This is a genomic window from Vibrio sp. 10N.222.52.B7, assembly GCF_041474275.1.
In the GTDB taxonomy this organism is placed as follows: Bacteria; Pseudomonadota; Gammaproteobacteria; order Enterobacterales; family Vibrionaceae; genus Vibrio; species Vibrio crassostreae_C.
In genome coordinates this window covers 1-417 of record NZ_JBFRTU010000727.1, presented here as the reverse complement: position 1 = coordinate 417, position 417 = coordinate 1, and the positions used below count along the sequence as shown (strand labels likewise).

Annotated in this window: 1 pseudogene; it reads right to left on the bottom strand. The window is 43.9% G+C overall.

Annotated features, from left to right (window positions below):
• Nucleotides 1–417 (bottom strand): annotated as a pseudogene (locus tag AB4512_RS25010) (chromosome partitioning protein ParA); the annotation flags it as partial.

The window sequence follows — 417 nt, the reverse complement described above, 5'->3', positions numbered from 1 at the left end:
TACTTAATAAGATCAGGCTTTTGTAAGACGTAAGCATTTTCCGGACGATGGTAGTTCACCACCGTAATCACACGAGTACGCGACGATAACGAAAGCTGTAAGTTGGAGACTTTTTCATACAGTCGTTTTGCACTTCTTACTGAAGACACAGATGCGTCTAACACCAACACAACCACATCAAAGTTTTCTACCAAGAGTTGAGGTTCAACTTTGAAGTCCACACCACCAGAAAAGTCTTCGATAATGAAATTGGTGTTGCGCGCTAGCAGATCGCACAAGGTTTGGTTGTAGTTAAGAACATCGCTTTGGCTCATGTCGCCATCAATCGCCAACAGTCGTAAATTCTTGCAAGCGTTGATTAGGTAACTCAACGCCCCTTCTTCATCCATTTCGTGCAATGGTGCGGTGAACTCATCG